The sequence below is a fragment of the Streptomyces sp. 147326 genome (genome assembly GCF_045000215.1).
Taxonomy (GTDB): Bacteria; Actinomycetota; Actinomycetes; order Streptomycetales; family Streptomycetaceae; genus Streptomyces.
In genome coordinates this window covers 7,422,534-7,448,199 of record NZ_CP134201.1, presented here as the reverse complement: position 1 = coordinate 7,448,199, position 25,666 = coordinate 7,422,534, and the positions used below count along the sequence as shown (strand labels likewise).

The following is a 25,666-nucleotide window of genomic DNA, read 5'->3' as shown; positions in this document are numbered from 1 at the left end:
GTCCCCGTACCCCCTGTCCCCGCACACCCCCCGTTCCCGCACACCCCGCCCCCGCACACCCCGCCCCCGTCCAGGGGATCACGACAAGGAAGACCCGTCATGACCGACATCGCCATCACCGGACTCGGCTGCCGCTTCCCCGGCGCCCCCGACATCCGCGCCTACTGGAAGCTCCTCATGAGCGGGGAACGCCAGTTCTCCGCCGTTCCGGCAGAGCGCTGGAACCACGAGGTCTTCCACGAGCCCGGCAACCGCTCGGCCCCCAACGCCGCGTACACCGACCAGGTCGCGTTCCTGGAGGACGTGGACCGCTTCGACGCCCTGCACTACGGGGTACCGCCCGCCCGGGCCCGGTCCATGGACCCGCAGCACCGGCTGATGCTCGACATCGCACGCGAGGCCCTCGACGACGCGGGCATGGGCCGCGGCGACTTCGACCGGGAGAACACCGGGGTCTTCTTCGGAATCTCGGTGTCCGAATACAAGGACCTGATGGCGGCCCCCCTGCGGGCCATCTGCCTGGCCGGGGGAATGCAGGCGGCGGACCGCCCCGGCGGCCTCGACGCCGTCAGGGAGCGGGCGGCCGAGCTCGGCACCATCCACTCCTTCACCCTGCCCGGGAGCCTGCTCAACATGGCGTCCGGCACCGTCAGCCGGCAGTTCGACCTCGGCGGCCCCAGCTTCGCCGTCGACGCCGCCTGCTCCGGCTCGCTGGTCGCCCTCGACCAGGCCGTCGCCCAGCTGCGCCAGGGCACCTGCCGGATCGCCGTCGTCGGCGGCGTGTACCTCAACCTCACTCCGGACAGCCTGGTCGGCTTCTCCCGGCTCCGCGCGCTGTCCGCCACCGGGGTGTGCCGTCCCTTCGACGAGGAGGCCGACGGCTTCGTCCTCGGCGAGGGCGCCGGCGCCGTCGTCATACGCCCGCTCGCCGACGCGCTCGCCGACGGCGACCGCGTCTACGCGGTGATCAAGGGCATCGGCTCCGCCAACGACGGAGCGTCCCCCGGACCGCTGGTCCCCACCGCCGAAGGCCAGCTGCGCGCCATGCGCCGGGCCTACGAAGACGCGGGGGTCGCCCCGTCCTCCGTGAGCTTCATCGAGGCCCACGGCACCGGCACCACCACCGGCGACCGTGCCGAGGTGGAGGCCCTGCGCCGGCTGCGCACCGAGTACCCCGACGACGACCCCTCGCTGTGCTACCTCGGTTCCGGCAAGGCCCTCATCGGACACTCCCTGTCCGCGGCGGGCATGGCCGGTCTGATCAAGACCGCCCTGATCGTCCACCACCGCACGATCGCGCCGCAGCCCGACACCACCCCCCATCCCGACCTGGGCATCTCCGCCGCGGGCCTGCGCTTCGCCGACACCGCACGGCCCTGGCCGAGCGCGGGCGCCCCGCGACGCGCCGCCGTCAGCTCCTTCGGTTTCGGCGGCACGAACGTGCACGTGGTGCTCGAGGAGCAGCCCGCCCCCGCCCACGGCACCTTCCCGGCACGCGCCGAAGGGCCCCGGCCGCAGCTGCTGCTCCTCTCGGCCGGCAGCCCCGAGCTGCTGGAACGGCACATCGACGAGGTACTGGACGTGCTGGACCAGGCCGCCCCCGTGCCGATCGCGGCGCTGGCCCACACCCTGGGCTCGCGCGAGCCCCTGAAGACGCGGCTCGCGATCGTGGCGGCCGACACGGAGGAGTTCACCCGGCGGCTGCGCCACGCCCGCGGGCAGCTGGCCGAAGGCGCCCGGGGCGACCTCGGTGACGGCGCGTTCGCCGCCGACGCTCCCCTGCCGGAGGCGGAGCGCCGCATCGCCTTCCTCTTCCCCGGTCAGGGCAGCCAGCGGCCGGGCATGATGCAGGACCTCTACGAGCGGTTCACCGGTTTCCGTACGGACGTCAACGTCCTCAGCGCCGTGGCCCGCCTGGACGCCGGCTTCGACCTCGCGGACCTGCTGTACGGCGAGGCCTCGGCCGCCCACGGCGACCCCGAGGAGCTCAGTCAGCGGCTGACCGGCACCGATGTGTGCCAGCCGCTGCTCGGCACCGTCCAGATCGCCGCGACCAGGCTCCTCGCCCACTGCGGCATCGCGCCCGACCTCGCCCTCGGCCACAGCGTCGGGGAGTTCGCCGCCGCCGCGGCGGCCGGAGCGCTCACCGACGAGGACACCGTCCGGCTGCTGGTCCACCGGGGCGCGGCCCTCCGCCAGGCCGAGACCGGCCTCGGGGGCGGGATGCTCGCCGTCCAGACCGACAAGGAGACCTGCCGACGGCTGATGACCGGCATCGACGACGTGTGGCTCGCCTGCTTCAACCAGCCGCGGCAGGTCGTGGTCAGCGGTACGCCGCACGGGCTCGCCGCGGTGCGGCAGGTCTGCGCCGAGGCCGGGGTGGTCACGGTGGCGCTGGACGTGTCCAACGCCTTCCACTCGCCGCGGCTGGCCTCCGCGGAGGAGACCGTACGCGCGGACCTCGACGCCCTCCGCATCACCGGGCCCGTCCTGCCGTTCGTCTCCTCCGTGAGCGCGGAGGTCTGCACCGACCCCGATGAGCTGCGCGAGCTGTGGGCCCGTCACGCGTCCGCCCCGGTCCACTTCGGCGACGCCGTCCGGACCGCCTACGACCAGGGGGCCCGTGTCTTCCTCCAGGTGACGGGCGGCAGTTCGCTCCTCGCCTCGGTCCGCCGCAACCTCACCGGCCACGGCGACGTGCACGTCGTGCCCGCCGGTGAGGTGGCGCCGGACGGCGGGCGCGGCTTCGTGCGGGCCCTCGCCCGGCTCGCGGTCCTGGGCGTCCCGGTCGACCCGCGGACCCTCGTGCCCCGGGAGGACCGCCGCCTGCTGGACCTGCCGGTGGCGAAGCTCGCCACCCAGTCCTACTGGGTGCCGGGCGGGCGCCCCGCCAAGAAGAAGGACACCGGCGCCACCGCCCTCCCGCCCGAGCCCGTGTTCCCCGGGGAGACCTCGATGACCGCCCCGGTGAACACCCCTGTGGACGCCGCCGCGAACGACCGGGCGGACGGCCCGATGGGTGAACTGCTCCAGCTGGTCCGGCAGCAGGTGGCGCTGATCGCCCGGCTCGCCGAGGCCCTCCCCGCGCGGAACCCGGCCGCGGAGCACACCAAGCCCGCCGGACCCGCGCCGGTGCCCGCCGAACCCGCCGACCCGCCCGCTTCCCGCGCGCCGGCCGCGGAGGCCGCGGAGGCCGCGGAGGCCGCGGAGGCCGCGGAGGCCGCGGAGGCCGACGAGATCACCGCGGGCGTGCTCGCGCACGTGGCCCGGATCAGCGCCTTCCCGGTGAGTCACCTGCGCGTCGACCAGCTGCTGATCGACGAGCTCGGTTTTGACTCGCTGATGCTGACCGACCTGTTCACCGCCCTCTCCCGGCAGTGGCCGCAGTGGACGTTCGACGAGAGCGCCGCCGACCGGCCGACCGTCGGGAGGATCGCGGCGAAGATCGCGAACGCCTGCGGCGCGGACACGGCTCCGGCCCCCACGGCGGAGCCGGCACCCGCACCCGAGGCCGCACCGGACTCCGTACCCGCGGCCTTCCCCGTACAGCGGGCCGGCCACGGCGAGGAGGACCCGCCGACGCCGCCGGCCGAACCGCCCACCGCCCCGCTGCCCGAGGAGCACACGCGGATCGAGTGCTTCCCCGAGGTCACCGCCCACGGCGAGCGCATCGCCGCGCTCGCCAGGTTGGGAGTCCCCAATCCGTACTTCCTCGTCCACGAACGCGGCATGACGGACACGACCGTCATCGACGGCCGGGAACTCCTCTCGTTCTCCAGCTACAACTACCTGGGCATGGCCACGCACCCCCAGGTGAACGAGGCGGCCCGGGACGCGATCGAGCGCTGCGGCACGTCGGTGTCCGCCAGCCGGCTGCTGTCCGGCAGCCGTCCCCTCCACCTGGAACTCGAGGCGGAACTCGCCGGCCGGCTCTCGTGCGAGGCCGCGGTCACCCTGGCCAACGGGCACGCCACCAACGTCACCGTGATCGGTCACCTCGTCGGACCCGGGGACCTCGTCGTCCACGACTCCCTCGCCCACGACAGCATCCTGCAGGGATGCAAGCTCTCCGGCGCGACCCGGCGGCCCTTCCCGCACAACGACGCGGCCGCCCTGGACGCCATCCTCACGCAGGTACGCCACCAGTACCGGCGGGTCCTCGTCGTCATCGAGGGCGTCTACAGCATGGACGGCGACATCGCCGACCTGCCCGCCCTCGTCGAGGTCAAGCGGCGGCACGGCGCGCTGCTGATGATCGACGAGGCGCACAGCATCGGGACGATCGGTGCGACGGGGCGCGGCATCGGCGAGTACTTCGACATCGACCGCTCGGAGGTCGAACTGTGGTCGGGCACGCTGTCCAAGGCCCTGGCGAGCTGTGGCGGCTACGTCGCCGGGAAGCGCTCGGTCGTCGAGTACCTGCGCTACACCGTTCCGGGCTTCGTCTTCAGCGCGGGCATGACCCCGGCCGACACCGCCGCGTCCCTGACCGCCCTGCGCCTGCTGCGTGCCGAGCCGCAGCGTGTGGCACGGCTGGCGGAGAACGCCGCGCTCTTCGTCCGCCTCGCCCGCGATGCGGGCGTCGACATCGGGGACAGCCACGACACGCCGATCGTCCCGTGCATCGTCGGGGACTCGCTGAAGGCCCTGCGACTGGCGGAGACCCTCTTCCAGCAGGGCGTCAGCGTCAATCCCATCCTCTATCCGGCCGTGCCGGAGGAACTGGCCCGGCTGCGCTTCTTCATCACCTGCGAGCACACGCCCGAACAGATCCGTCACGCGGTGACCGCGCTGGAGCACGGGCTGCGGCACCCGGCCACGACCCCGGCCCCGGCCCGCGCGGCCTGACCCCGCAGCCGTGCACACCACCTCCGTGGAGACCCCCTTCCCGCCGATCGCGCCGGGCCACATCCACCGATGGGGCGGAGCCCGCCTCCTCGTGGCCCGGTTCACCGACCTCCGGCAGGCCCCGTTCCTGTCACCGGCCGAGCAGCAGGTGGTCCACGCACTGCCGGCCCGGCGGCGGGCCGAGTGGACGGCCGGCCGGCTGCTCGCCAAGCGCCTGGCCGGCGAGACCCTCGCCGTGCCGGCGCAGGAGGTGGAAATCCTCCCCCGGGACGACGGCAGCCCCTGTGTCCTCGTCAGCGGCAGTCCGGTGGCGGACGTGCAGGTCTCCATCAGCCACACCGCCCGCCACGTCGCCGCGGCCCTCGCACCGGAAGCGGTCGGAGTGGACCTGTGCGAGACCGTCTCGGCCGCCGCGGTACGCCGGGTCGCGGACCGCGTGTTCTCCCCCGGGGAGCTCTCCCTCATCGGTACGGACCGGCCCGACGCCCTGGCCGGCGCCTGGGCGCTCAAGGAAGCCGCGGTCAAGGCCGACCGGAGCAGCGTCTTCGGCGACGCCCCGCGCCTCGTCGAGATCCTCGGCCTCCGGCCGCCCGTCCTCTCCGGAGGGCGCCGCGCGACGGTGTGGCGGGCGCAGGACGCGGTCCTCGCCCTCGTCCTCGGGCGCTCCCCGGGTCCGGCGGGCTGAGCGCACCCCCATGGCAGCACTGCGTTGGTGCTCCTTGCCCTGCCGGACGATGCTTGTCAGTGGAGCCCCTGGCCGTGCAGGTTGCCGTGGAACCGCGGCGAGGGAACTAGCGAGGGCGAGATGAGCGGCGATGGAGCAACTTCCCACCTCTCCTGGTGAGCGGCCGGAGGAGACGAACGCCTCCGACGGATCGACCTACACGGCCACGGCCACCCTCAGCGAGCAGGGCATCGTGACCGAGTGGAGCGAGGACGCCCGTCGGCTGCTCGGCTACGCGCCCGCCGAGATCGTGGGACAGCCCGCCGCCCGCCTGCTCGCCGACGGAGCCCAGGACGCCCAGGACGTCGACGAGAGCGCGGGGCGGATCCCGTCCGGGCAGGACCGGTGGAGCGGCACCGTGGCGCTGCGGCACCGGGACGGCCGGCGGGTGGAACTGAGACTGCTCGCGCACCGCTGGACGTCCACCGGCGGGAACACCAAGTGGTTCGTGGTGTCCGCCGTGCCGGGCGAGCACGGTACGCCCTGGAGCGACTCCCTGAAGGAATGGACCTTCGCCCAGTCCCCCTGCTTCCTGGCGGTCTTCGACGGGGACCTGCGGCTGGTGCGGGCGAACGCCGGCATGGAGCGCACGCTGTCCCTCACGGAGGGCGAGATGCGCGGGCTGCGGCTGCCGGAGATCACGCCGGATCCCGTGAGCGACGAGACCGAGCGCAGGATGCGCCTGGTGGTGGAGACGGGGGAGCCCCAGCACGTCGACTCCTTCGTCCGCCCCACGGATCCGCGGACGGATCGTGGCCTGGCGGCCTCGCTGGCCCCCTTGCGGGACGCGGACGGCCGGGTGCGCGCCGTGTGCCTGGCCGCGCACGAGAAGACCGGAACCGACGACGAGCGGCCGCAGCTGCTGCTGTCGGACGTCGACACCGCCGGCATCGGCACCAGCATGGACAGCGCCCGCACCGCGGAGGAGCTCGCCGACGCCGCCGTGCCCCGGATCGCCGACTTCGCGGTCGTCGACCTGCTGGAGCCTCCCCCGCGCGCCGACGAGCGCTCCTCCCGGCCGGCGGCGGGGCCCGTCACCGTGTCCCACACCGCCGTCCGCTCGCTCCTCGAAGGAAGCCTGGAGTCCCAGGTCCCGGTCGGCGGGACGGCCGTCTATCCGGCGCTGTCGCCGCCCGTGGAGTGTCTGGCCGCGGGCCGTGGCGCCGTGTACGCGGCCTCGGACCCGGCCGTCGCCCGATGGGTGGCCCAGGACCCCGGAGCCGCCTGGATCAGCCACTCGGGGACCCACTCGATGATGATGGTGCCGTTGCGTGCCGGAGGTACCACGCTCGGCCTGGCCGTCTTCAGCCGTCACCAGCGTCAGGATCCCTTCCACCCGGAGGACCTGTGGCTGGCCGAGGAGCTCACGTCCAGGGCGGCCGTCAGCATCCACAACGCGCGCCGCAACACCCGCGAGCACACCACCACCATGACGCTGCAGCGCAGCCTGCTCCCGCACTCGCTGCCCGATCACCCGGCGCTCGAGATCGCCTCCCGCTACCTGCCCGCCGGTACGGATGCCGGCGTGGGCGGCGACTGGTTCGACGTGATCCCGCTGTCCGGCGCACGGGTGGCCCTCGTGGTGGGCGACGTCGTCGGCCACGGCATCCGTGCCTCCGCCACCATGGGCCGGCTGCGCACCGCCGTTCGTACGCTGGCCGACGTGGACCTGCCGCCCGACGAGCTGCTCACCCACCTCGACGATCTGATCATCCACCTGTCCGCCGACGAGGGTGATCAGGGAGCCGCCGGGGAGGCCGCGGGCGGGATCGGCACCACCTGCCTGTACGTGGTCTACGACCCGGTCACCCGCCGCTGTACCGCCGCCCGGGCCGGCCACCCCCCGCCCGCCGTGGTCAGCCCGGAGGGCTCGGTCTACCTCCTCGACGTCCCGGCCGGGCCGCCGCTGGGCCTGGGTGGCCTGCCCTTCGAGACCCTCGAGACCGAGATTCCCGAGGGCAGCCTCCTCGCCCTGTACACCGATGGCCTGCTGCAACCCCGCGAGCGTGACATCGACGAGTCCCTGGACAGCATGTTCGCGGCCCTCGTGCGTCCCGCCTCCAGTCTGGACACGGTCTGCGACCGCGTCCTGGCGGCTCTGCTGACCCACCGTCCCGACGACGACGTCGCCCTGCTCGTCGCCCGGACCCGGGCCCTGCACGCCGACAAGGTCGTCGTCTGGGAGCTGCCCTCCGACCCGTCCGTCGTCGCGCAGGCCCGCCGGTACACCACCGAGCAGCTGACGGCCTGGGGGCTCGACGAGGCCGCCTTCGTGACCGAGCTCGTGGTCAGCGAACTGGTGACCAATGCCATCCGCTACGGAGCGCCGCCCATCGAGCTGCGGCTGATCCACGACGACAGCACCCTGCTCTGCGAGGTCTCCGACGCGAGCAGCACCGCCCCGCACATGCGGCGTGCCCGGACCTTCGACGAGGGAGGGCGGGGCCTGCTGCTGGTCGCCCAGCTCGCCGAGCGCTGGGGTACCCGGCACTCCACGCTCGGCAAGACCATCTGGGCCGAGCAGTCGCTCGCCGGGTTCTGAGACCTACAGCCCGCCGGTCGGCGCGTGGAAGACGGGCCTGGCCCAGATCGGAGGCTCCGGCGGCGGCTCCTGGGGTTCCACCCGGGAGGACGGACCGTCCTCGCGCCTGGTGGCGTTCCCGGTGGCGGCGCGCAGGGCTCCCACGAACTCCAGGCAGGAGTCGTAGCGGTCCTCCGGCACCTTCGCCAGGGCCTTGGCCAGGACTTCGTCGGCGGCGGGCGCGATCTCCGGCCGCCTCTCCGACAGAGGAGCCGGCTGGTCGTACTGGTGCGCCCACAGCAGCGCCACGTCCTCTTCGCGCACGAAGGGGGGCCCGCCGGTGAGGGTTTCGTAGACGACGCAGGCGAGGCTGTAGAGGTCGCACCTGCCGTCGACCGGCCGGCCGGTGATCTGTTCCGGCGCCATGTAGTCGAGCGTGCCCACGAACTCCCCCGCCGTGGTGAACCCGCTGAGCGACAGGGACTTCTTCGTCAGTCCGAAGTCCGTGAGGTAGATGTGCTCGGGGTGGTCGCTGTCGGTGCCCGCGGCGACCAGGATGTTGCCCGGCTTGACGTCCCGGTGCACGAGATCGTGCTCGTGGGCCGCGTCGAGCGCGGACGCCACCTGGGAGGCGATGCGCAGGGCCGTCGCGACGGGCAGCGGGCCGTCCCGGTCCAGCAGGGCCCGCAGGTCGAGCCCGGAGACGTACCGCATGGCGATGTAGAGGACGCCGTCGGTCTCACCGGCTTCGAAGATCGGCACGATGTGCGGGTGGTCGATCTTCGCGGCCACCCGCGATTCGTGCGTGAACCGGCGCCGGAAGGTGTCGTCGCGGGCGCGCTCGGGGGCGATCAGCTTGAGCGCGACCGTACGGTCCAGGCGCAGGTCCTTCGCGGAGTAGACGACGGCCATGCCGCCGCGGCCGATCAGGCGCTCCACCCGGTAGCCCGCGATCTGCTTGCCGATGAGGCCGGAGGGCCGGCCCGTGTACACGCTCAGGTCGGGTGCCGAGGCCATCAGACGCCCGCCTCACCCGGCCGGCCGGACGACGGCGCGGCGCCGACGCGATGCCCGTGGGCGAAGGTGCCGATCATGCCGACCCCGTCCTCGATGGAGCGCCGTCCGAGGGACGACATGGCTGAACGGGTCGCGCTCGACGCGACGGTGTCGGCCCGGGCGCGAAGGTCACGCGCCAGGCCGCTCTTCCATACCCGAAGTCTATCCAGTGATCCATACGAGTGCCCCTTCGAGACGGAACGGGTCCCCGGCACGTGGTGTGCCGGGGACCCGTGGGGTGGCGCTGGTGGTGGGGGTCAGCCCACGCCGCCGTTGCCGCCGCGGCCGCCGAATCCGCTGGTCTCGCAGCCGATGCCGACGCAGAGGCCGCCGTCGCCGCCGAGGCCGCCTTCACCACCGTCGCCGCCGGGGGACGCCGTCCCGCCGGTGCCGCCGTCGCCGCCGTTGACACTGCCGTGGCACACCCCGGCGCAGATCCCGCCCTTGCCGCCCGTCCCGCCGGTGCCGCCGCCCGGCCGGCCCGTCACGCCGGTGCCGCCGTTGGCGCTGCCGTTGCAGACTCCGGCGCAGATGCCGCCGCTGCCGCCCTCGGTGCCGTTGACCGAGCCGTTGCACTTGCCCGCGCAGACCTTGTCACCGACGCGGACGCTGTCCTTGTCGATCTTGACCTTGCCGGTGAGCTGGTCACCGAACTTGCCGATCGCTCCGTTGCGGCCGAAGCGGTTCCCGCCCGTCTGGGTGTCACCGCCGCCGGGAGCGGGGACCTGCCGCTGTCCGGCGGCCGCCTCGACCGTGTGGCTCGGCAGTGCCGGCGCCGCCGTGGCGACCGGTGCCATGGCACCGGCACCGATGAGGGTGGAAGAGACGAGAAGGCCGAGACGGAACTTCCAAGATCGCACGCGCATGAGATTCTCCCTTGCCTAGAAATTGATTTCCGCTGAGCGGTTCGGTTTGTCGAATTCCGCGCCGTGGACGGTCCCTCCGGCGCAAACACTCGGGGCGCTCCGGCCGCATCGGGCCGGAGCGCCCCGAGGGGGACTCGTCCTTGAGTCGTTTCCCGTCCCCGCCTGCCCGCCCTCGTTCCTCAGGTCCCTCAGGTCCGTCAGGTCCCTCAGCTCCCTCAGGTGGAGGAGGAGAAGCCCTCTCCCATCAGGGCGAACCAGTTGCCCTCGAGGTAGGCCTCCTTCAGGTCGTCGAGCTGCTCCTCCGGCATGTCGTACTTCTTGGCGATCTTTTCCTTCATCTCGTCCGAGTCGTCGACCAGCAGGATCATCACGATGTGGACCTTGTCGACCATCGACAGGTCGGACTTCGACTTGTCGGGCAGGTCATCGAACCGGAAGCAACCGACTCCGCCGGGCTTGCCGGGCTCACCCGGCTCGCCGGGCTTGCCGCCCCTGCCGCCCGCCCCGCCCTTGCCACCCTCGCCGCCCTTGCCACCGAGCGCACAGTGCGTGGGCTGCTCGGCCACGACCGAGGAGCTGGTGCCCGCCGAGGCCTTGAACTCCGACGCTTGCGCGGCGCAGGCCGTGCCGGTGACGAGGGCCAGAGAGGCCGCCGCCAGGATGAGCGGACGCTGCCAGGTGCACGTGAACATGGGGTTCTCCGTTTCCGTAAAACAAGAGGTTGGGGGGTTGGGGAGGTGGGGGTTGGGGGTTGGGGGGTGGAGGCCGGGAGGGCCTCCACCCCGTCGGATCAGGTGCGCCTCTTAGAAGAAGGAGCCACCACCGGCTCCGGCGTCGCCACCGAGGCCACCGATCAGGCCGCCGAAGCCACCGTCACCGGCGTCACCGCCCGCACCACCCTGGAGGAAGCTGAAGCCGCCCTTGCCGCCGTTGCCGCCCTTGCCACCGATGAGCCGGCCGTCACCGCCGCCACCGCCGGCGCCACCGCCGCCGCCTTCGAGGATGCCGAAGCCGCCCTTGCCGCCGTCGCCGCCGGCGCCACCGATGCGGCCCTCGCCGCCACCGCCACCGCCACCGCCGCCACCGCCGACGAGGAACCCGTCCCCACCGTCGCCGCCGAGGCCGCCCTTACCACCGGTACCGTTGACGCTGCCGCCACCGGCACCGCCGGAACCGCCACCGCCTCCGACCAGGCCGCCGCTCCCTCCCTTACCGCCCTTTCCTCCGGCGCCTCCGTCGGTCGGGAGGAGGATGGAGTGCACGGTGTCCGGCATCGGAGCCGCCGTCGCGGCGGACGCCGGCAGGAGGATCCCTCCGACAACCACAGCGGCCGAAGCGGCCAGCGTGGCGAAGCGGAAGCCCTTGCGGGTGGGGCGGACGGTGCTGTTGGTGTGCATCTTGCGGTTCATGACTTTCTCCTACCGATTAAGAGGAATATGGACTCGCCCGGATTTCCGGGACGGTGCGGTGATACTGGCGAGAGGAGGAATCCCTTTGCGAGGTGTTCCGTCTGTGCCTTTCGCTTCGTTTCCTTTCCGCTCCTCAAGTAAGCCCCGGACGGCACACCCGGGTCATGTTCCGGAATCTCGGGACTTGACGCCCACCTAAATGCCGGGTAAAAGTCCGCGCGGCCCCGCCCCGACGGGCCGGACGGCCACCCCTTGACCTCAACCCCGCTTGATGTCCGAGGCTCACGGAACGGGCCCCGGAGAGACCGGAGGCCCTGGTGGAGGGGTGAGTGCCATGCGTGCGACACAGGCGATCGGATTCGGCGGTCCGGAGGTACTGGTCCCCACAGAGGTTCCCGAGCCGGTGGCAGGCCCGGGGCAGGTGCTGATCGCCGTCGCGGCCGTGGACACGATCTTCGTGGAGACCCAGGTGCGCAGCGGGTGGGGCCGCGAGTACTTCCAGGTCACCCCGCCCTACCTGCCGGGCGGCGGCATAGCCGGTACCGTCCGCGCCACCGGCGAGGGCGTGGACCCGGTGTGGAAGGGCCGCCGGGTCGTCGCAGGCATCGACGGCGGTGGCTACGCGGAGCTGGCCCTGGCCCCGGCCGAGGGCCTGGCCGTCGTACCGGACGAGGTGTCCTTCACCGACGCGGCGGCCCTGGTGCACGACGGGGTGACGGCCGCCAGGCTGCTGGAGAGCACGGCTCTGCGGTCCGGCGAGCAGGTGCTGGTCCTGGGGGCCTCGGGCGGCATGGGCACCGTACTGGTCCAGCTGGCGAAGGCCGCGGGCGCCCGGGTCGTCGGCGTGGCCCGCGGTGACCACAAGACCTCCCTGGTACGGGAGTTGGGCGCGGATGCCGTCGTCGACGCGGCTCGCCCCGACTGGGTGGACCGGGCGCGCGAGGCGCTCGGCGGCTCGGGCGCGGACGTCGTATTGGACGGGGTGGGCGGTGAGGTCGGTCTGGCCGCGTTCCCGCTGGTCCGGGCGGGCGGGCGGTTCTCGGCCCACGGCGCTCCGACGGGCGGCTTCGCCCCGGTGGACCCGGCGGACGCGGAGGCACGCGGCGTCCGCCTGCTCGGCATCGCGGACGTCCAGCTGACCACCCCGGAGCGGGCCGCACTCGCGGCGCGGGCCCTGCGGGCGGCGGCCGAGGGCACCCTGCGCCCGGTGATCGGCGCCACCTTCCCCCTGGAGCGCGCGGCGGCGGCGCACGCGGCGATCGAGTCCCGGGAGCTCGTGGGCAAGACCGTGATCACCGTGTGAGGGCGGTTCCACTGCCGGAGGCGCCCTTCACCCCTGCGGGGGGACGCGGTACATGCGGCCGGCGGGCGAGGGGGCTGCCTGTCCTGCGAAGGACAGTGCCGACGGAGTACGGGGAGAGCAACGGTGGCGGTGCCCTCTCCCCCGTGGCCACCCCGGCCCCGGTGTACGCACACCGGGCGCCGCCGGCCTCCTTCGGTTCCCTTGTCGCGGCCCGCCGGGCGAGGTCGCCGATGTCGGGGGCCTGATCGAGACGGCGTACGCGTACATGTGCGGCCTCGCACGGCACCCCGCCTTCGCCGCCTCCCACCGGCGCGAAGGGGCCGGGAAGGGCTGCGAAGGCGGTACGAGGGTCTGCGACGACTGCGGCGGGCCGCTGGCTGGCGGCCGCCTTCGCGGCGGCGCCGCGTCCATCAGGGCGAGGGCGAGGGCGCGGGCGACTCCTGGAGATAGGCGGCGATCATGGCGAGGTCGTTGGCGATGGTCAGTACCCCGGCGGGGTCGGCGGTCGGCGTGGAGGCTCCGTTGACGCCCGCGTAGAAGGTGTCGTAGCGGCCGCCACCCTTGTCCAGGTAGCCGGCGATCGTGATGGCGCCGACGGCCAGCCGGTCGTTGAGCGCGTCGCCTCCGACGGCCGCGCCGGTCTTGGCGAACACCTTCCCGCGTGCGGGGCAGCTGCGGCAGTTGTCGGCCAGCAGCCCGTCGACGCCCAGGATCGGCAGGGCCTCCCGGAAGAGCCTCGCGTCGGGGGTGCGCTGCCAGTACGCCAGCATCTGCACCAGCGCCCGAGGGGTCACCCGGTCGGCGGGGTTGCCTCCCCGGCCGTCCATGAGCTGGGCCTGCTTGCGGTCGACGCCCGCCCGGTCCAGGAAGTCGGCGAGCACCGGGAAGCCGTCCTCGCACTGGTGGCTGCCGGTCGTGACGGCCATCAGGCAGATGCCGAGGTTGGCGCCGAGGTTGTGGCTGACCTTGAGGATCAGCTTGGCGTACTGGGCGTAGGGCGGGGAGGTGTACGCGGCCACCCGCGGCCGCCCCGCGTAGTCGCGCGGCAGCCGGGCGACCGGGTTGGGCCCGGCCGGGTCGGCGGTGACCCGCACGCCGGCCCGTCCGAGCGCCTCGATCAGCGCGGTGCGGCCGAAGGCGGCCGGATCGGTGACCGGTGAGGTGCGCAGCAGCGGCTCGGCGCCCGCCGCGATGGTTCCGGACAGCCGGATCCGGGTGCCGCCGTCGGTGGCCGTCACCGTGACGGCGGTCGGCTTCCCGGCGGCCACGGTCTTCACGGTGGAGGTGACCTGGTACGGAGCGACTTTCGGCCGCCAGTCCAGCCGGGCGTCCGCACCGGCCTTGTCCCCGGGGGTGGTCATCAGGTCGATCAGGTTGTCGTTGATGATCAGCGGCGTCGGGGTGGGGTCGAGGACGGGGTCGGGGAGGAAGAGCCGGCTGTCGACGATCACGTCGCCGTCGAGGCGGGTGATGCCGGATTCCCGGACCTGCCGGGCGAGCTGGTCGATCCCGGCGAGGGGGTTCTCCGGGGTGAGGGTCGCGCCGGGGAAGTCGTTGGCGTAAGTGTGGTCGAGGTCGGTGTACGCGACGGTGCCGTCGGGCCGCGTCCTGCCGCCCATGGTGAGGTCGCCCTGGGCGACGAGGTCGAGGTCGCCGGTGAGCGTGGCGCCGCTGCGCTCGCCGACCGCGTAGAGGGGGGTCACGAAGCGGTGGTCCGCGCCGAGGGTCTGCCACGGGCCCGAGACGCTGATCAGCTTGGCGGTGGACCCGGGGATGAAGAACTGCCCGGGGAACATGCTGTGCACCACGCGCCCGTCGTCCGGTTCGGTCTGCAGCAGGCCCCACTGGGCGTGGCTGTACTGCGGCTTCCGCATGATCTCCGTGATGCGCGGGTCGAGCGGGCCCTGCTCCGCGTCACCCGACGGCGACGGAGCGGGTTCCGCGGCGGCCGCGGTACCGGGGGCCAGTGCCACCACGAAGAGCAGTGCGGCGCAGGCGGCGGCCAGGCCCCGCCGCAGCGATGCGGGGCGGACGGAGTGGATCGGACTGCTCACAGCGCGCTCCGTTCGTCGCGGCTGCCTGGTCCCCGAGGCCGTGTGAACAGGGTGGCACGGCCGGATTCGACCTGCATGTCACACCGTGTCGAAGCCCTCGGAGGCCCGCCGCGTGGCCGGATCCAGTCGCTGGGCCGCGGTGCTCAAGAGGCAACACTGACGGGTGTTGCCGGCGGCGGGTACGGTGCGGCCATGGATTCCGCAACAAGTTCGACCGGCGACGGCGTGACGCCGAAGACGGTGGTCAAGGACGCCGCGCGTCGCCAGTTGGTGAAGCTGGGCGCCGCAGGGCTGTCCCTGGACGGCGTGGCACGTGACTGCGGTCTCGCCCTCACCGATGTCGAGGCCGTGTTCCCGCACCGGGACGACCTGTTGACCGCACTGGTCATCGACGCCTACGACGCGTCGGGCGCCGCGATGGAACAGGCCGACGAGGCCGCCGTCAAGGCCGGTGCCCCGGCGGGTGCGCGGCTCCTCGCGGTGACGCGCGCCCTGCGGCAGTGGTCCTTCGCCAACCCCGGTGAGTTCACGCTGATCTACGGCTCCCCCGTGCCGGGCTACCACGCCCCGCAGGACACGGTCCCGCCCGCCTCGCGCACCCCCGGGGTGCTCGCCGGCATCGTGCGGTCGGCGCTGGTGGGCGGTGAACTCACCCCGCCCCGGCGGGCGGTGCCCGGCCCGCCGCTCCTCCTGCCGGCCGCCGTGGAGGCCTTCGGCGGCGTACCCGAGGCTCCGTTCTCGGACATCGTCGAGCGCGGCATCGTCCTGTGGAGCAATCTGATCGGGCTCCTGGTGTTCCAGGTCTTCAGCCGTACCCACGACAGCGTCAGGGACGAGGCCGCGTTCTTCGACTACTCCATCGCCGTGGCGGCCGAGAGCATCGGGCTCGTGGTCCCCTCAGGCGAGAACACCGACTGAACCGTCCGCCGCATGCGCGGCACGCGCAGAAAACCGGGACGTGAACACCACCAGAACCCTCTGCTTCGTCATAGCAGCGCTGTCGTCGTACGCGGCGCTCGTCTACCGGCTGTGCCAGGCACGCCGCAGTTGGAGGGACAGCGCCTACCGCACGCTGATCGCCACTCTGCTGCTCCAGTGCCTCACCTTCACCATGGGCGCCTTCGCCATGGGCGGCAAGAGCCTCCTGGGCGTCGGCAACCTCGCCATCCTCATCATGCACCTGGCGGCGGTCGCCTTCTGCGTCAGCGCGCAGATCATCCTGCTCCGGTGGGCGGCCGCGGACTTGGCCACGGTGCGCAGGACGCGCTACTGGCTGGTCTCCGGCATCACCCTCGACGTGCTGCTGACGGCCCTGTTCTTCCTCGCCGACGGCCCCGGCCGGCCCACCTCGGACTTCGACGGCACCAGCGAGCCGCTGATGCTCACGTACCTCCTGGTCTTCATCGTCTCCCAGGCGGTTCCGTGCGTCACCATCTACCGGCAGTGCGGCCCCTACGCCCGGATGACCGACAACGCCACGCTGCGGCAGGCCCTGCGGCTGCTCTCGGTGGCCTCCGTGGTCCTCTTCCTCTATTGCGCGGCGCGGACGGTCAACATCCTCACGGCGGCGGGCGGTGTCGACATAGGCGCCTGGAAGGTCGCCGCTTCGGTCTTCAGCGCGGCGGGCATCGTGCTGCTGTCGCTGAGCCTGACGAACTCCTCCTGGGGCCCCTCGGCCACCCGGCTCCTGGAGTGGTCCCGGACCTACCGGACCTACCGGGCGCTGTACCCGCTCTGGCGGGACCTGTACGAGGCCTCCCCGGACATCGCCCTGGAGCCGCCCGGCGCCTCGGTCTCGGACCTCGACTACCGCCTCCACCGGCGGGTCGTCGAAATACGGGACGGATGGCGGGACTTGCGCCCGTACATCGACCGTACGGCCGGCGGCCCGGACGGGGCGGGCGGGCCGGGCGGGGAGGCGAGCGAGGAGCTGCGGCAGGCGTTTACGGAGGCGGCGCAGATCAAGCAGGCCCTGCTCGCCAAGCGGACCGGCACCGTCCCCCACGACAACAAGGACGCGGGCGACTTCGACGACCGCGACACGGACAACTTCAGTGCGGAAGTGGCCTGGCTCACCCAAGTCGCAGCCGCCTACAGTAAGCTCGGCACCGCGAGTTGAGAGCTCCCGCCCGGTTTGCATCCCCCGTCAAACCGGGCGGGCAGCAACCCCGTCTCCCCCGACTTCACGTCGGGCCGGACGGGTGGCTCCCGCCCGGACTGGCCCGGCCCATCCCCCGAGGGCCGGGCCAGTCCGATGTCGCCGGCAGCCGACTCTGTAAAGCCCCCGTGAGTCGACTTAGCTGACAGCTATCGGCGAGACCCCAACGGTGGCGGATTCCCGGCCAATTGTCAACTGACTGCTAATCTGTGAGACTGACAGATAGCCAAGGGCTATGCCGAGGAGGTGACGGGAGGAAGATTCACCATGACCGGGACGGAAAGCGGGTCCGATGACCGGCCCCTGCTCGCAGTGCGCCTCGACGACCTGTTCAAGACGGTCCGCCCCAAGGGCAGGCACTGGACCAATGCCGAAGTGGCGGAGGAGCTGAAGCGCGCCAGCCCCGAACTCAAGGTCGGGGGCGTGTACCTCTCCCAGTTGCGGACGGGGAAGCGCTCCAACCCCTCACCCGACCTCCTCGCCGCCCTGGCCCGGTTCTTCGGCGTCTCGGTCGCCTACTTCTTCGACGACAAGGTCGCCGAGTCGGTGCTCAGCCAGATCGCCGCCATCGAGGCACTGCGCCAGTCCGGGGTCCGTGCGGTGGCGATGCGCGCGGCCGGGATGAAGAAGGAGAACCTCCAGGCCATCACGGCCATCATGGACCAGTACCGGCAGATGCAGGGCCTGCCGCCCGTCACCGACTCCTCCCCACCCGAATGAGGGGCGCCTGGAAGGAGCGGTCGGCCGACCAGGACCGCCGCAGCCAGCTCAAGAAGCTCCGGAAGGCCGGCGCCCGGCGCATCGCCGAACTCGGCCTCCCCGAGGTGACCGACGTGGCCGAACTGTGCCGCCACCTCGGCGAGGCGCGCGACCGTCCGATCACGCTCGTCCCGATGCAGATGCCCTCCACGCATCCGTGCGGCATGTGGGTCGCCGCACGCGACGAGGACCTCATCTTCTACGACGCCAACACCACCAGCGCGCATCAGGAGCACATCATCTTGCACGAGCTGGGCCACATCATCTGCTGCCATCGAGGGGCAGGCGGGCTGGACGAGGCGGCCGCCCGACTCCTCTTCCCCAACCTCGACCCCCAACTCGTACGGGACATGCTCCTGCGCGCGACCTACGACGACGTCCAGGAGCAGGAGGCGGAGATCATCGCCTACCTGCTCTCCCAGCGGATGGGCGGCGCCGAGCAAGGGCACGGCGCGCCCCCGGCGGCGGACGCGGAAGAGGGCGGGGACCCCGGGAAGAGCGCCATGCTCAGCCGGATCGAACGCACCCTGATCTGAGGGGAGTCACTCAGTGCCCGGTGGAGGCCACCTCCTCGGCCAGGACCGAGACGGCACGTCTGATGTCGTCCTCGCGGTGTTCGCTGGTGAGGAAGAACCGCAGCCTCGACAGGCCGTCCTCCACGGCGGGGTGCACGATCGGATCCGCGATGATCCCGCGGTCGAACAGCCCGCCCGCGACGCGCAGGGTCCGCGCCGAGTCGCCGAGGATGCACGGCACGATCGGGGTGTCGGCACTGGAGCCGGTGGCCAGACCGGCGGAGGCGGCCAGGCCCAGGAAGAGCCGGGCGTTGCGCCGCAGCGCGCGGACCCGGTGCGGCTCCGCAGCGATCAGCTCCGTCGCGGCCAGGGCCGCGGCCGCGTTGGCCGGGCTCAGGCCGACGCTGTAGACGAACCCCGGCAGCGTGTGGCGCAGCCAGCGCACCATCCGGGCCGAGCCCCCGAGGTAACCGCCGCAGCTGGCGAAGGCCTTGGAGAGGGTGCCCATCCACAGGTCCACGTCGGACCGGTCGACGCCGAAGAACTCGCCCACGCCCCGGCCGTGTTCGCCGACCGTGCCGATGCTGTGCGCCTCGTCCACCATCAGCAGCGCGCCGTAACGCTTCTTCAGCTCGATCACGGCGGGCAGGTCGACGAGGTCGCCGTCCATGCTGTAGGCGCCCTCGACGGCGATCAGCACCCGCCGGAACCGGGACCGGTTGAGCCGCAGCATGTGTTCCAGCTGCCCGATGTCGTTGTGGGCGAACGGGCGCCGCGCCGCCCCGGACAAGGCGCAGCCCTGCAGGATGCTGTCGTGGGCGAGCGCATCGTGCACCACGAGGTCCTGCGCGCCGACGAGGTGCCCTATCGCGGTGACGTTGGTGGCGTGGCCGCTCACCAGCGTCAGGCAGTCCCCGACGCCGAGGAACTCGGCCAGCGCCCGCTCCAGCCGGACCATCAGCTCCCGTTCGCCCGACAGCACCCGGCTCGCGGAGACCGAGGTCCCGTAGCGGTCGACCGCCCGGTGCGCTGCCTCGTTGACCGCCGGATGTCCGGAGATGCCCAGGTAGTTGTAGCTTCCGAAGGACAGGTACGCACGCCCCCCGATCACCGTGGTGTCGCGGATGTTGCCCTCGTGGACCCGGAAGTACGGGTACTGCGCCCCACCGTCCGCGATCGCGCTCAGGCGTTCCTCGAACCGGCCCACCTCCGGGAACTCCTCGACGCTCGCCGTCCCCGCGCCCCACTCCGGGGGTGCCTCCCGGGGAGGCGGCGGCGCGGGGGGCTCCGGCTCGGCGCGGTCCGGATCGACCAGCGCGATCAGCCGGCCGACGGTGAGGTCGGGCCAGAACAGCTCTTCGGTGCGGAAGCCGGGTATGCGCCTGCCGATGCCGACCGCCAGCTCCTGGAGCATCAGGGAGTCGAAGCCGAGGTCGGTCACCAGGGTCATCCGCTCGCTCAGGTCGGCGAGCGGGAAGACTCCGGTCCGCGACACCTCTTCGAACACGACGGCCGCGGCGGACGCGCCATCGGGCCGTGTCGAGGTCACGGTAGGGACCTCGAACGGGACCGCGGGCGAGACGGCGGGCGAGACGGCAGTCGCCGTCCCGGGCGGCGGGTCCACCGGTCCGGCCGGGTCCTGGACCTCGCGCGCCGACTCGTCCACGACCCAGTGACGGCGCGGGGCGAGCGGACTCGGCGGGAGCGTGCACGGGGGCACGCGCTCGCCCACCGGACGGGGTCCCGGTCCGGCCTCCCCTCCCGGGCCGGCCTCTCCGGTACGGCCCGCCTCGACGGCCTCGGCCGCCGCGGTCAGCCGGGCGACGGCGTCGGCGGCGTCCCGAGCCACGACGTCGAGGCGTTGCGCGAGGGGTGCCCGGCGGGCCAGGGTGTCCGCCACCGCGGCCAGCGGCGGCCGGTCCTCGGTGAGGGTCTGCGCCAGTTCCCGGGCGTATCGGGCCAGCCCGGCCCGGTCGCGAGCGCTGAGGACCAGGTGGTGCGGTCCCCCGGCCGGCGCCGGGCGGTCCGGCGCGGCGCACTCCTCGACCACCACGTGCACGCCCGTACCGCCGAAGCCGAAGGCGCTCACCCCCGCACGGCGCGGCCGGCCGTCGTCCGGCCAGGGGACCGGCTCCGTGGCCACGGTCAGCCGCGCGGCGTCCAGTGCGGCGCGGTCGGCCAGGTCGAACTCCGGCTGCGGCGGTATCACGCCCCGCTGCACGGCCAGGACGGACTTGATGAGCCCGGCCATCCCCGCGGAGTTGAGCGAGTGGCCGATCACCGCCTTCACCGCCCCGAGGTGGGCGGGTGCGGCCCGCTCACCGCGCAGTTCGCGCAGGACGTCGAGCTCGACGGGGTCGCCGACCGTCGTCCCGGTTCCGTGCGCCTCCAGGTAGCCCACCGCGTCCGGGGGCAGGTCCGCGTCCCGGTACGCGCGGCGCAGGGCCCGGAGCTGACCGGCGGCGCGGGGGTACATGCCGCCCTGCACGGTCCCGTCGTTGGCCGTCCCCACACCACGGATCACCGCGTAGACCCGGTCGGCCGCCGCCAGCGCGTCGGCCAGGGGCCGCAGCACCAGGACCCCGGCTCCCTCCCCCAGGACGAAGCCGTCGGCCCGCGCGCCGAAGGGCAGGCACCTGCCGCTGCGCGAGAGGGCGCCGATCCGGCACAGCCCCACCAGCAGGTCGGGGGCGAGTATCAGCTGGGCGCCGCCCGCGAGTGCGATGCGGGAGCGGCCCGCGCGCAGGGCGTGCACGGCGTTGGCCACGGCCATGAGTCCACCCGAGCACGCCGAGTCCAGCGCGTAGCTCTCGCCGTGCAGGTCGAAGACCGAACTGATCGTGTTCGGACCCATGTTGAGCAGCAGCCCGGCCACGGACGTGCCGTGCAGTCCGTCGACCGCGCGGACCGTCTCCGCCCACCGGGGGTCGGCCGCCCGCGCCCCGAACTCGCCGCCGGCCAGCTGCCGCATCCGGATCTGCATGGTGCTGAGCTCGCGGTAGCCGCTCTCGGTGAGCGCCGTGATGACCGAGGTCTCCTCGCGGTCGAAGCCGTCGGCCTCCCACCCCGCGTCCTGGATCGCTTCGCGGGCGAGGTCGATCAGCAGCCGGTGCTGGGGGTCCATCGCCCTGGCCCGCCGCGGCGGGATGCCGTAGTGGGCCGCGTCGAAGTGGCCCACGTCCGGCAGCAGCGCCATGGTGTCCGTGTAGGCCGACGAGGTGTCACGGAGGCTGTCGCCGAGGAAGGCGGCGGTGCGCCAGCGCGAGTCCGGGATGGTGGAGAACTGGGTCCGGGGTGCCGTCAGGAGCCGCCAGTACTGGTTCACATCGCGTGCTCCGGGGAACCTGCACGCCATCCCCACGACAGCGATGTCGTCGCGCCCCACGCCCCTTGGATCCGCTGTGGGATCCGTCCCTCTCGCGCCTGTCACCCCGTGACCGCCACGCGCTCGCGCCACCAGTCCACGGTCTCCTTGACCTGCTGGTCGACGGGGGTGGCCCGGACCGCGAACGCCGCCTCGTAGGCACGCGCGTCGACGGTGAACGGGCGGTCGAACTGGTAGCGGATCTCCTTCAGTTCCCGGATCAGCGGGGAGAAGAGCGAGGCCGCGCCCAGGGCGGCCGGCGGGATCCGGCGCACCGCGACCGGTCCCGTGCCCGCCTGGGCGGCCAGGCGGCCGACCATCTCCCGGACCGACAGCGCGGGCTCCGTCGGAACGTGCCACGGCCGGCCCCAGGCCCGTTCCTCGCCCGCGACCTCGGCCAGGGCCCTGGCCACGTCGGGGAGGTAGGTCCAGCTGTGCGGGGCGTCCGGGTCCCCGAGGGTGGAGACCGGCTTGCCCCGCAGCAGCGGCGGCAGGACCCGCCCGGCCAGGTGGCCGCCGTCGGTGACGCCGGGCCCGAAGAAGTCCGAGGCGCGCACCTCGACCGCCCTGACCCGGCCCTGCTCGTGCAGGTGCCGTGCCTGCTCCCACACGGCGGCGCGCACCCGCCCCTTGGTGCCGGTGGCGGCGAGCGGCAGGTCTTCGGTCAGGGGCCCGTCCACCGGTCCGTAGCCGTAGAGGTTCCCCAGCATCACCAGGACGGCCCCGGTCGCCTCGGCCGCGGCCAGGGCCGACGAGGCCAGGGGCGGCCAGGCGCGCGCCCAGTGATGGTAGGGAGGCGCGGCGCAGTGGTAGATCGCGGCGGCGCCCTGCGCGGTCTCGGTCAGCCGCGCGCTGTCGGTCGCGTCGAACGCGAAGTGCTGGATTCCGGGTTCCGGGCTCCTGCCCGATTTGGTGACCACCCTTACGGTATGGCCCTGTTCGGCCAGAAGTCGAGCGGTGGCAGCGCCTGCAGGTCCAAAACCAATGACGACATGAGAGCTCACATACGCACACTAGCGCGAGCCGCCCGCGCCACAGGGGCCACCTCGGCTTCCTCCGGACGGACAGGGCTGATAGTCGCCTGCGGGCTGCCGGATCACGACGTTCCGCCGGTATGAATATTCCGGTTCGCCGGTATCGGTCACGCGGGCGCGGCACCATGGCTGCTCTCAATGGGCGGGCACGCGGGGGGCACATGAGGTTCACGGCGTACGAACGCGCGCTCGTCGTGGCGGGGCGCATAGCCCGGGAGCGGAGACTTCCCCCGCGGGGGGACCTCTCCACGCGCGGCACCCGGTGGATCGCGTCACGCCTCGACGACCGGCTGGACGGGCGCGACGGCCCGTCCGCGCGCCGGCAGCGCGAGCTCCTCGAACTCGAAGGCTTCCTCGGCGGGCTGAGCATCGCGGACTCGAAGGACTCGGGGAACGCCGGGCACTCCTGGGTACGGGCGATGCTGATCAGGATCACCGACCGTCTTCCGGAGCCGGGCGCACTGCCGCCCAAGGACCGCCATCTCGCCCGCCTCTACGAGCTGTTGGGGCGCGAGTACGTGCGCTACGCGGACTGGTCGACCGCGGCCGAGTGCTTCACCGGGGCCGCCCTCCACTGGGCGGCTCCCCGCCACGTCCGCCGTACGTACGCCCAGATGGTCGTCCTCACGATGAAGGAGGGGGACCACGCCGCCGCCCGGGACGGTCTGGAGATCATCCAGGGGGCGTCCCACGGCCCCTCCGCCGCCTTCCACCGGATCGCGGCCCGGATCCTGGACCCGGCGCCCCTGCTCGACGCGCACGCGGCCGACGGCATCGAGCGGGTCCACGACCTGGGGATCATCCCCTACACCTACCTCGTCTCCTGCCTCGCGCAGCGCCTCGCCGCCGACGCGCAGCCGGAACGCGCCCTCGGCCTCCTCACCACGGCCCGCGCCCGGCTCGCCGCGGACCGGGCCGACGACTGGCTGGCCGGGGAGCTGGAACAAGCGGCCGCGGGCATCTGGACCTCGCTGGAACGGTACGAGGAGGCCCTGGGCCTGGCCCTGTCCGCCTGGGCGAAGCTGGACGCGCAGCGGTACCGCGCGTGTTCGCACACCCAGCGGCTGTCCCTCTGGAAGAACTTCGGACCCACTCGGCGCGCGGCCCTGGTATCGGCGGTCGCCCTGGGGGACGAGCGGACGGTCGCCGAGCTGATCGAGTCGTGCAGGCTGCAGTCCCTGCTCGGCGCCGCCGTCGAGGTCGAGGACGACGAGAAGCTCGCCGGCAGCGGGATCGAGGCCACGGCGGGCCCCGCGGACGCCGATGCGGAGGATCCGGACGGCGGGGGCTCCGGGACCGCCGGGCCGCTCGCGACGCCCGCCCCGGCCCCGGGGGACGAGTCCGCCGCGGCCGACGGCAGCGGCCCGGTCGTGTCGTCGGCGGTCTTCACCGCGCTCAACGACGCCCTGAACTCGACGCTCCTGCACTTTCCGGAGCCCGTCTCCTACCAGGGCACGGCCCTCCTCCTGCCCCACTACCGCACCGCCCTGCCGCCCAAGGAGGCGCAGGGCCTCGCCGCGCGGCCCCTGGACGACGCGCTGCCCGAAGGCGTCTTCTGGTCGACCCACATCGAGGACGGCCTCCTCTTCTGGTTCGTCGCGCGGGACGGACGGCCCGCCGGGTACGGCGCGCAGGACCTCCGGGAGTTCGACCGGATCAAGCCGGTCCTGCTGGGCCTGGCCGGGCATTCCCAGTCCTCCGAACGCAAGACGTGGAGCCTGTTCCCGTACAAGCGCGGCCCCGGGGACTTCTACGAGCCGTTCACCCAGCTGAGGAGCTGGCGGTCGGCGGAGGAGCAGATCATCACGCGCACGATCGGGCAGCTCCTGCCGCCGCCGCTCGTCGACGCGCTGCGGAGGGCCGGCGCGGACCAACCGCTCCGTCTCACGATCTCCGCGGCCCGCGAACTGACCTGTGTGCCGTGGGCGATCACCATGGTCCCCGGCACGGAGGAGCGGCTGATCGAGAAGGCGGTCCTGCGGATGTGGACCTCCACGCCGACCCAGCTCAGGCGCGCGTCACGCGACTCCCGGCTGCCGCCCGGCTCGCCCGTGCCGTTCCTGCTGGCCTGCGACAACCCGGACGGGTCCCTGCGCGCACGGACCGCGGACTCCGTGGTGAACGAGGCGGCCGCGCTCCTGACCGCCTCCGGCCCCGACGGCCCCGGGACCAAGGACGCCCTGCTGGCGGCCCTGCACAAGATCGGCCCCTCCACCCACGGGGTGTTCTTCTACCGCGGTCACGGGGTGCACGACAGCGATCCGGCCTGGTCGGCCCTGCCCCTGGCCGAGGAGACGTACGTACAGTCGGGCGAGCTCTTCGGGGCGTTCGACGACGGCACGCCCTTCCTGCCGATGCCCACGCGGGTGATCCTGTCGTGCTGTTCCAGCTCCACCGCGTCGGCCCTCGGCGGCGAAGGCATGGGGCTCGCGGCGGGCGCGATCCACTCCGGCGCCGATCAGGTGATCGCCACCTCGCTCGACATCCGCGACGCCTCCTTCACCGAGGCCTTCGAGGACCTCCTCGTCCGGGGGATGCTCGACGGTCAGCGGACCGGTGATCACGCGGACCTGCTCCGGCGGCTGCAACTGCGGATGCTCACCGAGTGGAAGGTCTTCTCGGTGCGCGGGGAGGACTTCGACGGTGAGGAGATCCGCGATCCCCACCCCATCATCTGGGCCTCGTTCCAGGCGTACTGACCAACCGAAAGGATCTCCTCCATGATTGCCGTTGCCATGCCGTCGGACATCGCCGATCTGCTGGTGGCAGAGGGTCTGGCCATCCGGCCGGGGGGCCGGGGCAGCACGGCCGAGATCGTCGTCGTGGGCTTCGCGGCCCTCAACGCCACCATCAGCCTCCTCCAGGGCCCCGACACCTTCCTGCGCCTCACGGAGCTCGTCCGCAACAACTTCGGGCGTTCCACGGGGGTCACGGTCGAGATCAAGGCGAACGGCGACAGCGTGACCATCGAGATCCCCGGCGACGCGGACGTCGTGACCGTCGCCCACCGGGTCCGGGAAGTCCTGCTCGGCGACGACGAGTAGCCGCTCCCGGA

17 protein-coding genes are annotated in these 25,666 nt (G+C 72.9%); 10 read left to right on the top strand and 7 right to left on the bottom strand.

The features are described 5' to 3' along the window. Positions 1-99: 99 nt before the first annotated feature. The 3 genes from RIU97_RS34220 to RIU97_RS34210 all read left to right on the top strand — a co-directional run bounded on the left by RIU97_RS34220 (position 100) and on the right by RIU97_RS34210 (position 8,114). A complete protein-coding gene (locus RIU97_RS34220; RefSeq protein WP_404961372.1) occupies positions 100-4,848 on the top strand; it encodes an aminotransferase class I/II-fold pyridoxal phosphate-dependent enzyme in 4,749 nt (1,582 codons plus the stop codon). Between the two features lie 10 nt (positions 4,849-4,858). Further along, positions 4,859-5,533 (top strand): 4'-phosphopantetheinyl transferase family protein, encoded by a 675-nt coding sequence (locus RIU97_RS34215; protein ID WP_404961371.1) that lies wholly within the window; start codon positions 4,859-4,861, stop codon positions 5,531-5,533. Positions 5,534-5,663: 130 nt separating this feature from the next. Further along, positions 5,664-8,114, top strand: coding sequence for a SpoIIE family protein phosphatase (locus tag RIU97_RS34210; protein WP_404961370.1), 2,451 nt, complete (start codon positions 5,664-5,666; stop codon positions 8,112-8,114). Positions 8,115-8,117: 3 nt separating this feature from the next. Here RIU97_RS34210 and RIU97_RS34205 read toward each other — a convergent pair whose 3' ends face one another. From RIU97_RS34205 to RIU97_RS34190, 4 genes are all read right to left on the bottom strand, one after another. Then, positions 8,118-9,110, bottom strand: coding sequence for a serine/threonine-protein kinase (locus RIU97_RS34205; RefSeq protein WP_404961369.1), 993 nt, complete (start codon positions 9,108-9,110; stop codon positions 8,118-8,120). Positions 9,111-9,406: 296 nt separating this feature from the next. Further along, the gene (locus RIU97_RS34200) at positions 9,407-10,015 is read right to left on the bottom strand and encodes a hypothetical protein (RefSeq protein ID WP_404961368.1); all 609 of its coding nucleotides are present in this window, start codon (positions 10,013-10,015) and stop codon (positions 9,407-9,409) included. Between the two features lie 215 nt (positions 10,016-10,230). After that, positions 10,231-10,707: a hypothetical protein gene (locus tag RIU97_RS34195; RefSeq protein ID WP_404961367.1), complete on the bottom strand. Its 477-nt coding sequence runs from the start codon at positions 10,705-10,707 to the stop codon at positions 10,231-10,233. A 111-nt stretch (positions 10,708-10,818) separates the two neighbouring features. After that, positions 10,819-11,424 carry a hypothetical protein gene (locus tag RIU97_RS34190; protein ID WP_404961366.1) on the bottom strand — a complete coding sequence of 202 codons (606 nt, stop codon included), beginning with the start codon at positions 11,422-11,424 and terminating at the stop codon, positions 10,819-10,821. Between the two features lie 334 nt (positions 11,425-11,758). On the opposite strand from RIU97_RS34190, the gene RIU97_RS34185 reads away from it, so the two are divergent. Continuing rightward, positions 11,759-12,727 (top strand): zinc-binding dehydrogenase, encoded by a 969-nt coding sequence (locus RIU97_RS34185; protein WP_404961365.1) that lies wholly within the window; start codon positions 11,759-11,761, stop codon positions 12,725-12,727. 410 nt (positions 12,728-13,137) lie between these two features. Here the strand turns inward: RIU97_RS34185 and dacB are convergent, their stop codons facing one another. Further along, positions 13,138-14,781 (bottom strand): D-alanyl-D-alanine carboxypeptidase/D-alanyl-D-alanine-endopeptidase, encoded by a 1,644-nt coding sequence (gene dacB, locus RIU97_RS34180; protein ID WP_404961364.1) that lies wholly within the window; start codon positions 14,779-14,781, stop codon positions 13,138-13,140. Positions 14,782-14,973: 192 nt separating this feature from the next. Here dacB and RIU97_RS34175 point away from each other — a divergent pair, with 192 nt between their 5' ends. From RIU97_RS34175 to RIU97_RS34160, 4 genes are all read left to right on the top strand, one after another. After that, positions 14,974-15,699: a TetR/AcrR family transcriptional regulator gene (locus RIU97_RS34175; protein ID WP_404961363.1), complete on the top strand. Its 726-nt coding sequence runs from the start codon at positions 14,974-14,976 to the stop codon at positions 15,697-15,699. Positions 15,700-15,739: 40 nt separating this feature from the next. Beyond that, positions 15,740-16,900: an MAB_1171c family putative transporter gene (locus RIU97_RS34170; protein WP_404961362.1), complete on the top strand. Its 1,161-nt coding sequence runs from the start codon at positions 15,740-15,742 to the stop codon at positions 16,898-16,900. A gap of 306 nt (positions 16,901-17,206) precedes the next feature. After that, positions 17,207-17,659, top strand: a complete 453-nt coding sequence (locus RIU97_RS34165; RefSeq protein WP_361758655.1) for a helix-turn-helix domain-containing protein — start codon at positions 17,207-17,209, stop codon at positions 17,657-17,659. Then, positions 17,656-18,234 carry a toxin gene (locus RIU97_RS34160; RefSeq protein ID WP_404961361.1) on the top strand — a complete coding sequence of 193 codons (579 nt, stop codon included), beginning with the start codon at positions 17,656-17,658 and terminating at the stop codon, positions 18,232-18,234. The genes RIU97_RS34165 and RIU97_RS34160 overlap by 4 nt, the downstream gene beginning before the upstream one ends. A gap of 10 nt (positions 18,235-18,244) precedes the next feature. Here RIU97_RS34160 and RIU97_RS34155 read toward each other — a convergent pair whose 3' ends face one another. After that, the gene (locus RIU97_RS34155) at positions 18,245-21,568 is read right to left on the bottom strand and encodes an aminotransferase class I/II-fold pyridoxal phosphate-dependent enzyme (RefSeq protein ID WP_404963039.1); all 3,324 of its coding nucleotides are present in this window, start codon (positions 21,566-21,568) and stop codon (positions 18,245-18,247) included. 71 nt (positions 21,569-21,639) lie between these two features. Beyond that, positions 21,640-22,581: an NAD-dependent epimerase/dehydratase family protein gene (locus tag RIU97_RS34150; protein ID WP_404961360.1), complete on the bottom strand. Its 942-nt coding sequence runs from the start codon at positions 22,579-22,581 to the stop codon at positions 21,640-21,642. A 191-nt stretch (positions 22,582-22,772) separates the two neighbouring features. On the opposite strand from RIU97_RS34150, the gene RIU97_RS34145 reads away from it, so the two are divergent. Both RIU97_RS34145 and RIU97_RS34140 read left to right on the top strand, forming a co-directional pair. Continuing rightward, positions 22,773-25,310 carry a CHAT domain-containing protein gene (locus RIU97_RS34145; protein WP_404961359.1) on the top strand — a complete coding sequence of 846 codons (2,538 nt, stop codon included), beginning with the start codon at positions 22,773-22,775 and terminating at the stop codon, positions 25,308-25,310. Between the two features lie 21 nt (positions 25,311-25,331). Then, positions 25,332-25,655 carry a hypothetical protein gene (locus RIU97_RS34140; protein ID WP_404961358.1) on the top strand — a complete coding sequence of 108 codons (324 nt, stop codon included), beginning with the start codon at positions 25,332-25,334 and terminating at the stop codon, positions 25,653-25,655. The last annotated feature ends 11 nt before the right edge of the window (positions 25,656-25,666 follow it).